This is a genomic window from Bradyrhizobium sp. MOS002 (assembly GCF_003020115.1).
GTDB lineage: Bacteria > Pseudomonadota > Alphaproteobacteria > Rhizobiales > Xanthobacteraceae > Bradyrhizobium.
The window spans coordinates 188234-195536 of sequence record NZ_PYFX01000011.1 but is presented as its reverse complement, the minus strand read 5'-3'; the positions used below and the strand labels follow the sequence as shown (position 1 = coordinate 195536).

8 protein-coding genes are annotated in these 7303 nt (G+C 65.0%); 7 read left to right on the top strand and 1 reads right to left on the bottom strand.

Translation table 11 applies throughout. The features are described 5' to 3' along the window. Positions 1-193: 193 nt before the first annotated feature. Positions 194-367, bottom strand: a complete 174-nt coding sequence (locus C7G41_RS27135; RefSeq protein ID WP_007613448.1) for a DUF1328 domain-containing protein — start codon at positions 365-367, stop codon at positions 194-196. A gap of 241 nt (positions 368-608) precedes the next feature. On the opposite strand from C7G41_RS27135, the gene C7G41_RS27130 reads away from it, so the two are divergent. The 7 genes from C7G41_RS27130 to C7G41_RS27105 all read left to right on the top strand — a co-directional run bounded on the left by C7G41_RS27130 (position 609) and on the right by C7G41_RS27105 (position 7086). After that, positions 609-3203: an ATP-dependent helicase gene (locus C7G41_RS27130; protein WP_106945390.1), complete on the top strand. Its 2595-nt coding sequence runs from the start codon at positions 609-611 to the stop codon at positions 3201-3203. Positions 3204-3210: 7 nt separating this feature from the next. Continuing rightward, positions 3211-3501, top strand: coding sequence for a type II toxin-antitoxin system HicB family antitoxin (locus tag C7G41_RS27125; protein WP_106945389.1), 291 nt, complete (start codon positions 3211-3213; stop codon positions 3499-3501). An 88-nt stretch (positions 3502-3589) separates the two neighbouring features. Continuing rightward, the gene (locus C7G41_RS37950) at positions 3590-4006 is read left to right on the top strand and encodes a hypothetical protein (protein WP_199198638.1); all 417 of its coding nucleotides are present in this window, start codon (positions 3590-3592) and stop codon (positions 4004-4006) included. After that, positions 4006-4677 (top strand): OmpA family protein, encoded by a 672-nt coding sequence (locus C7G41_RS37945; RefSeq protein WP_199198634.1) that lies wholly within the window; start codon positions 4006-4008, stop codon positions 4675-4677. Before C7G41_RS37950 ends, C7G41_RS37945 begins: the two co-directional genes overlap by 1 nt. Positions 4678-4831: 154 nt before the next feature. Continuing rightward, on the top strand, positions 4832-5368 hold the full coding sequence (locus C7G41_RS27115; protein ID WP_106945387.1) for a DUF962 domain-containing protein: 537 nt from the start codon (positions 4832-4834) through the stop codon (positions 5366-5368). Positions 5369-5397: 29 nt separating this feature from the next. Then, on the top strand, positions 5398-6429 hold the full coding sequence (locus C7G41_RS27110) for an NAD-dependent epimerase/dehydratase family protein (protein WP_106945386.1): 1032 nt from the start codon (positions 5398-5400) through the stop codon (positions 6427-6429). Between the two features lie 30 nt (positions 6430-6459). Continuing rightward, positions 6460-7086: an isoprenylcysteine carboxylmethyltransferase family protein gene (locus C7G41_RS27105; RefSeq protein ID WP_007600907.1), complete on the top strand. Its 627-nt coding sequence runs from the start codon at positions 6460-6462 to the stop codon at positions 7084-7086. Positions 7087-7303: the final 217 nt, after the last annotated feature.

Sequence of the window (7303 nt, the reverse complement as noted above, 5' to 3'; positions counted from 1 at the left end):
GTCCATGGCATGGTGTCCTCCCTCGAATCTTTGCAAATCCGAAGGAATCACAGGCCAGCCAAAGCCGCTCACCCTTTTCCGGTCAGGCTCTGAGGAGCGCGCAACGCGGGCGTCTCGAAGGATGCAAGGCCACAGCCGGGCCTTCATGATTCGAGACGCGCGTGCCGCGCTCCCCACCGTGAGGATCACATCGCTAGACCCTGGTGCGGCCGCGGGCCAGTCCGACAACGGCCGAGACCAGGAACAGCACGACCGCGATGAAGAAGATGATCTTGGCGATTTCGATCGACGCGCCGGCGAGGCCGCCAAAGCCCAGGATACCGGCGATCAGGGCGATAACCAGAAACGTCACAACCCAGCTAAGCATAATCCGAACCTCTGTTTCGATGTCTGTCTGCGATCGGCGCGGCTGGCGCGCCTCACTTGCAGAACCAATCTCCAACGCGGAACATTGGTTCCGGGCCGCTGAAGCCGGAAATTCGCCTGACCGACAGGAACAAATTGGCTTTCCGCGCACGTGGAAAACCCCCGCCCGCGGCCCCATATAGGGACCAATCCCTGTTAAGAAGGCTCCCCTTCCACCACCCCGCGGTGCCAACGTGGGGCCAATGATTCGCATGACCGAGCCGAGCAAGATCACGTCCCAGAGCGTCCCCGACCACCAGCCCGCGGCCGGCGGCATCGCCGCGCGTGCGCGTGCCTCGGTGGGCCCGCAATATCTGGCCGGGCTCAATCCGGAGCAGCGCGAGGCTGTGGAGACGCTGGACGGCCCGGTTCTGGTGCTGGCCGGCGCCGGCACCGGCAAGACCCGCGTGCTGACCACGCGCATCGCCCACATCCTGAGCCAGGGCCGCGCCCGTCCGGCCGAGATCCTGTCGGTGACCTTCACCAACAAGGCCGCGCGCGAGATGAAGCACCGGCTCGGCCAGATGCTCGGCCATGCTGTGGAAGGGATGCCGTGGCTCGGCACCTTTCACTCTATCGGCGGGCGCATCCTGCGCACCCACGCCGAGCTGGCGCAGCTCAAGTCGAACTTCACCGTGCTCGACGTCGACGATCAGGTCCGGCTCCTGAAGCAGTTGCTGCAAGCCGACAACATCGACGACAAGCGCTGGCCCGCGCGGATGCTGGCCGGCCTGATCGACGGCTGGAAGAACCGCGGCCTGACGCCGTCGCAGGTGCCCTCGGGCGAAGCCGCCGTGTTCGCCAACGGCAAGGGCGGCAAGCTCTATGCGAGCTACCAGGAGCGGCTGAAGATCTTGAACGCCGCCGATTTCGGCGATCTGCTGCTCGAGGACATCCGCATCTTCCGCGAACACCCGGATATTCTGCGGCAGTACCAGCAGCGCTTCAAATTCATCCTGGTCGATGAGTATCAAGACACCAACGTCGCGCAGTATCTGTGGCTGCGGTTGTTGTCACAGGCGCCGACGTCATATACCTCTCCCCGCGTGCGGGGAGAGGTCGGATCGCACAGCGATCCGGGTGAGGGGGACTCTCAGCAAGCTGAGCTCGTGGAGGCAGCCCCTCACCCCAACCCTCTCCCCGTGAAGGACGGGGAGAGGGAGAAGACTCCCGTCAAAAACATCTGCTGCGTCGGCGATGACGACCAGTCGATCTATGGCTGGCGCGGCGCGGAGGTCGACAACATCCTGCGCTTCGACCATGATTTCCCCGGCGCCAAGGTCATCCGCCTCGAGCGCAACTACCGCTCGACCGGCCACATCCTCGCCGCCGCCTCGCATTTGATCGCCCACAACGAGGGCCGGCTCGGCAAGACGCTGCGCACCGAGGACCATGACGGCGAGAAGGTCACGGTAACAGGCTCGTGGGATTCGGAAGAGGAAGCCCGCGGCATCGGCGAGGAGATCGAGCAGATCCAGCGCCAGGGCGACAAGCTCAACGAGATTGCGATCCTGGTGCGCGCCTCCTACCAGATGCGCGAGTTCGAGGACCGCTTCGTCACGCTCGGCCTGCCCTATCGCGTCATCGGCGGCCCGCGCTTCTACGAGCGCGCCGAAATCCGCGATGCGCTGGCTTATCTGCGTGTCATCAATTCACCGGCGGACGATCTCGCCTTCGAGCGCATCGTCAACACGCCCAAGCGCGGCCTTGGCGATGCCACCGTGCAGATGCTGCACGACCACGCCCGCAAGCGCCGCATCCCCTTGTTCGAGGCGGCGCGCGCGGTGGTCGAGACCGACGAGCTGAAGCCGAAGGCGCGCGGCTCCTTGCGCGACGTCGTCGCCCAGTTCGACCGCTGGCGCGCCCAGCGCGAGGTCACGTCGCACACGGAGCTCGCCGAGATCGTGCTCGACGAGAGCGGCTATACCGAGATGTGGCAGAAGGATCGCTCGGCGGACGCCGCGGGCCGGCTCGAGAACCTCAAGGAGCTGGTGCGCTCGATGGAGGAGTTCGAGAACCTGCAAGGGTTCCTCGAGCACATCTCGCTGGTGATGGACCGCGACAGCGGCGCCGATGAGGACGCGGTGTCCCTGATGACGCTGCATTCGGCCAAGGGGCTGGAATTCGACAACGTGTTCCTGCCGGGCTGGGAGGAGGGCCTGTTTCCGAGCCAGCGTACACTGGACGAACAGGGCCGTGCCGGCCTCGAGGAAGAGCGCCGCCTCGGCCATGTCGGCCTGACCCGGGCCCGCCGCCGCGCCAAGATCTATTTTGCCACCAATCGGCGGATCCACGGCACCTGGACGACCACGATCCCGTCGCGCTTCCTCGACGAGCTGCCGGCGGCCAATGTCGAGATCACGGAATCCAAGGGCGGCTCGGCCTGGGGCGGCACCGGCGGCTATGGCGCCTCCCGCTTCGACGACATGGAAGCGTTCGGCTCCACCTATTCGACCCCCGGCTGGCAGCGCGCCCAGGCCAATCGCAATCGCGGCGGCGGCGGGGGCGGCAATAGCGGTCGCGGCAGCTTCGAGGAACAGGCCTCGTCGTTTTCGTCCCAGTCGTCCTCGCCCGATTTCGGCAGCTTCTCCTCGCGCCGTCGTGGGCCCCTGACGATCGAGGGCGAGCTGGTCGCCAAATCCACCGGCACGACCTCCGAATTCTCACTCTCCGACCGCGTCTTCCATCAGAAATTCGGCTACGGCCGCGTCACCAGGATCGACGGCAACAAGCTCACCATCGCCTTCGACAAGGCCGGGGAGAAGAAGGTCGTGGATAGTTTTGTGCAGCGGGCGTGAGGCCTGCATGCCGCGCTACATCGCCATCATCGAGGACGCCGGCCCCGACGAAGCCGTTGGCTTGTGGTTTCCAGACCTGCCCGGCTGCATTTCCGGCGGTGACGACGTCGACGAAGCCCTGGAGAATGCGCCCGAAGCGCTCGCCTTCTATGAGGAGGAGCTGATCGCAGAGGGCCGACGGCTTCCCCTGCCGCGGACATTGGACGAGCTCAAGGCCGATCCCGAATTTGCCGACGACCTCGGGAAACACACGGTCGCCCTGATCGAATGGCCACCCCTCACTGAGGCCACGGAGTGAGGACTGTTCGCCGCACTGGCCGGACCTTCGACAGTTCTCGCCCGAACAGCCCTTGACCACCGCGAACTTCCCCGTATCAGATGCGGCCATGGTCCGGGGCTCCATCACACTGATCTTGCTGGCATTGGGTATGCCGTCGCTTGCAGCGGCGGAGACCATGAGTTTTGGCGATGCGATCGGGCTGCTGGCGAAAAGTTGCGGTGCGGAAATCGTCGCCAATTGCCGCGGCGTCAACCCGGATTCGACCCGCCTGAAGGAGTGCCTGTCGCGCAACCGCGACGTGCTCTCTCAGCAGTGCCAGAGCGACTATTTCGGCGCCTTCGATGCCATCCAGAAGCGCGTTGCAGCCCGCGTCACGGTCGCGAACGCCTGCCAGCGCGAGATCGTCAAGGTCTGCGGCGGCTCGACCAAGGAGACCAGCAAGGCGGTCCCCTGCCTGATCTCGACGCCCAAGGGCATCAGCAACAACTGCCTGAAGGCCGTCGACGACGCGGGGTATCGGTGATGCCGGCGAACAGGCTTTCCACCGCCGGAATATGCATCGCGCTCGGCCTCGCCTTGCTCGTGGGCACAGCAGAAGCGCAGACGGCGCCGCCGACCCGCGACGACATCGTCGGCAAGCTCAACCATTTCGAACAGCCCGCCGAGATCGATCTCCCCGCGCTGAAGCTGCAGGTGATGGAGCGGGCCAAGGCCAGGATCAAGAACGATCCGGGTCCGGTGAACCGGCCGCTGATCGCGCCTGATCTGGTCAATTTGCCGACCTTCACCGCGCAGATCCAGTTCGATGCCGACACGCCGATCATCCAGCCGGCGTCCTACCAGACCGTCGGCCGCCTCGCCGACGCGCTGGTCCATGCCTCGCTGCTGCCCTACACGTTCCTGATCGTCGGCCATGTCGAATCCAACGCGAAGACGCGCGAGGCCAACGCGATCCTGAGCCAGCGCCGCGCCGACGCGATTCGCGACGTGCTGGTGAACACGTTCAAGATTTCGACCAAGCGGCTGCATCCGATCGGCCTCGGCGAGGAGCAGTTTCTCGACCGGGCCCGGCCGACCTCGGCCGCCAACGCCCAATTGCAAATCCTGACCTACGCCAAGGTACCGGAGGAAGCGCCTGCGCATCCGGCTGCGACACCTGCGCCTGCGGCGAAAAAGCCCGCCAAGAAGCACTGAGCGGACGCGCCACGGCGCCTGACGGAACCCTTTGAAGTCTTGATCGTTTTGTGACCTGTCTCACAGCGCGACAGCGCGGTCTTGCGCGACAATCGCACTGGTTTGTGCACCGCCCTATCAGGTGCTATAGGCTTTTTTCGTCCTTCCCGACCCCATGCTGCACGAGACCGAGATGGCCAGTTATTTTCAGCACCAACTGGCCGACTACGTCGAATATCATCGCGATCCCTGGAACTGCGCGATGCACGTGGTCGGCATCCTTCTGCTCTTCACCGGCGCCGTGCTGCCGCTGACGCTGGTGCATTTCCCGCTGTTCGGGATCGAGGTGAGCCTGGCCGTGATTCTTGCCCTGCCGGTGCTGGTCTACTGGCTGATGCTGGACGCCGGGATCGGGCTCGGCATCCTCGCCGCGATGATCGTGCTGCTTTTGGTCGCAACCGCGATCGGCAATCAGGTCTCGATCGTCATGATGTGGTCGATTTTTGCGGTGCTGATCGGATTTGGTGTCGCCGCGCAGATCGTCGGCCACAAGGTTTTCGAGGAGCGGCAGCCGTCGATGGTCGACCACCCCACGCATTTTCTGCTTGGACCGATGTTTGTCATGGCAAAATTATTCATTGCACTGGGCTTCCGTCGCGACCTTGCCGCGATTCTGGCGCCTGTTCCGACCAATTCCCTTTCAACCCGATAGTTCTAGACGCGAAACAGCAAACCTTCTGCATGGCTCTCGTACTGGTTACCGGTGGCAGCGGCTTCATCGGACATCATCTCGTAGAAGCGCTCCGCGCCCGTGGGCAGCGGGTGCGTGTTCTCGATGTCCGTGCGCCGGCCACGCCGTATGCCGACGTTGAATATGCCCATGGCTCGGTGCTGGACGGCGCCGCGGTCGATGCGGCGGTTGCGGGTGTCGATCAGGTCTATCACCTCGCCGGCCTGCCCGGCATGTGGGTCGCCGACAAGCAGGCCTTTCACGACGTCAATTGCCGCGGCACCGAAATCGTGCTCGCGGCCGCGATGAAGCGTGGCGTCTCGCGCTTCCTGCACTGCTCGACGGAATCGATCCTGTTTCCCTATTCCGACCTCAACGGTGTTCCCGCCGAAGAGGCACTGCAGCCGGCCGATGCGATGCCGGGCGCCTACACGCGGTCGAAATCGCTGGCCGAGCATTGCGCCGCGAAGGCCGCAGCCGCGGGCTTCCCGCTGGTGATCGGCACCCCGACCATGCCGATCGGTGCTGCCGACCACAATCTGACGCCGCCGACCGCGATGCTGTGGTACTTCCTGCAGAAGAAAGTGCAGCCGCATCTCGACTTCCCGGTCAATCTCGTCGACGTTCGCGACGTTGCCATGGGCCTGGTGCTGACCATGGAACGCGGACGTAACGGCCAGCGCTACATCCTCGGCGGCGACTGCGTCAGGCTCGGCCAGATTCTGCGGATGATGTCGGCGATGAGCGGCCGCCGGCAATTCCCGGTCGTCGTTCCCGGCAAGGTGGCCGAGCTGTCGGGCATCATGCTCGAATATCTCTCCGATCGCGTCACGCGCCGGCCGCCCAACGGCACCGCCGAGGGCGTGCGCATCGCGCTCGCCGCGAGCGACCTCTCGATCGACAAGGCGCGCACCGAACTCGGCTACGCGCCGCGCCCGATCGAGCCGGTCCTGCGCGAAACCATCACCCATCTTCTCGCCCGCGGCGGCGCGCTTGCCTCCGGCGCCATCGAGCATCACGCGCTCTCCTCGCGCGCCAGCTGAGCTGCCGCCCAACCCAAAGAACCTTTCCGCATGTCCTTCGATTTCAGCAAGCTTCTCTCTGTCGCCTGGGGTGGTTGGACCACGACATGGCCGACGCAATTGCTCGCCCTGATCTGGCTCGCCTGGCTCGCAAGCTGGGTCGGCGCCTCGTTCTGGCAGGGCCGCACCCAGAAGCAGGTGATGACGCTGGAGTCCGGCCGCTATCGCATTCCGATCCTGGTCGGCGGCATCCTGTTCACGCCCTGGACCGCCGAGGTGCTCGGCGAGAAGCCGCTCTGGGTATTCAGCAATACCGCCGTCTACGTCGTGGCGCTGATCGTGCTGGCCGGCATCTCCTTCACCTGGTGGGGACGGCTGCATCTCGGACAATTCTGGTCCAACACCATCACTCACAAGCAAGACCACCGCGTCATCGACACCGGCCCGTACGGCATCGTGCGCCATCCGATCTACACCGGGCTGATCCTCGGCATGCTGGTGACCGGCATCGCGGTCGGCACGGTGACGGCGATGCTCGGCGCCATCCTGATCTCGCTCGGCATGTGGCAGAAGGGCCGGATGGAAGAAGTGTTCCTGTCCAAGGAGCTCGGCGAAGACGCCTACGGCGCCTATTGCCGCCGCGTGCCGATGATCATCCCGTTCCTGTCGCCGCGGTGAGAGCGTAGCACTTCCTCTCCCTTTCGTGTCCCGGACGCGCTGCAACGCGCAAGCGTTGCTGCGCAGAGCCGGGACCCAGAAAGCGACACCCTACAGTACGGAGAAATGGGCCCCGGCTCTGCAGCGCACCGCGAAGACGCATTGCGCAGCGTCCGGGGCACGTGCAGCGCGCTAAGGAACCGCCCCTCCGCTCGCCCGTTAGCCCCTCGATACCTGC

Excerpts from the sequence above, each read along its gene's own strand:
- C7G41_RS27135 (WP_007613448.1), bottom strand. The coding sequence starts at position 367 with ATGCTTAGCTGGGTTGTGACGTTTCTGGTTATCGCCCTGATCGCCGGT.
- C7G41_RS27130 (WP_106945390.1), top strand. The coding sequence starts at position 609 with ATGATTCGCATGACCGAGCCGAGCAAGATCACGTCCCAGAGCGTCCCC.
- C7G41_RS27125 (WP_106945389.1), top strand. The coding sequence starts at position 3,211 with ATGCCGCGCTACATCGCCATCATCGAGGACGCCGGCCCCGACGAAGCC.
- C7G41_RS37950 (WP_199198638.1), top strand. The coding sequence starts at position 3,590 with ATGGTCCGGGGCTCCATCACACTGATCTTGCTGGCATTGGGTATGCCG.
- C7G41_RS37945 (WP_199198634.1), top strand. The coding sequence starts at position 4,006 with ATGCCGGCGAACAGGCTTTCCACCGCCGGAATATGCATCGCGCTCGGC.
- C7G41_RS27115 (WP_106945387.1), top strand. The coding sequence starts at position 4,832 with ATGCTGCACGAGACCGAGATGGCCAGTTATTTTCAGCACCAACTGGCC.
- C7G41_RS27110 (WP_106945386.1), top strand. The coding sequence starts at position 5,398 with ATGGCTCTCGTACTGGTTACCGGTGGCAGCGGCTTCATCGGACATCAT.
- C7G41_RS27105 (WP_007600907.1), top strand. The coding sequence starts at position 6,460 with ATGTCCTTCGATTTCAGCAAGCTTCTCTCTGTCGCCTGGGGTGGTTGG.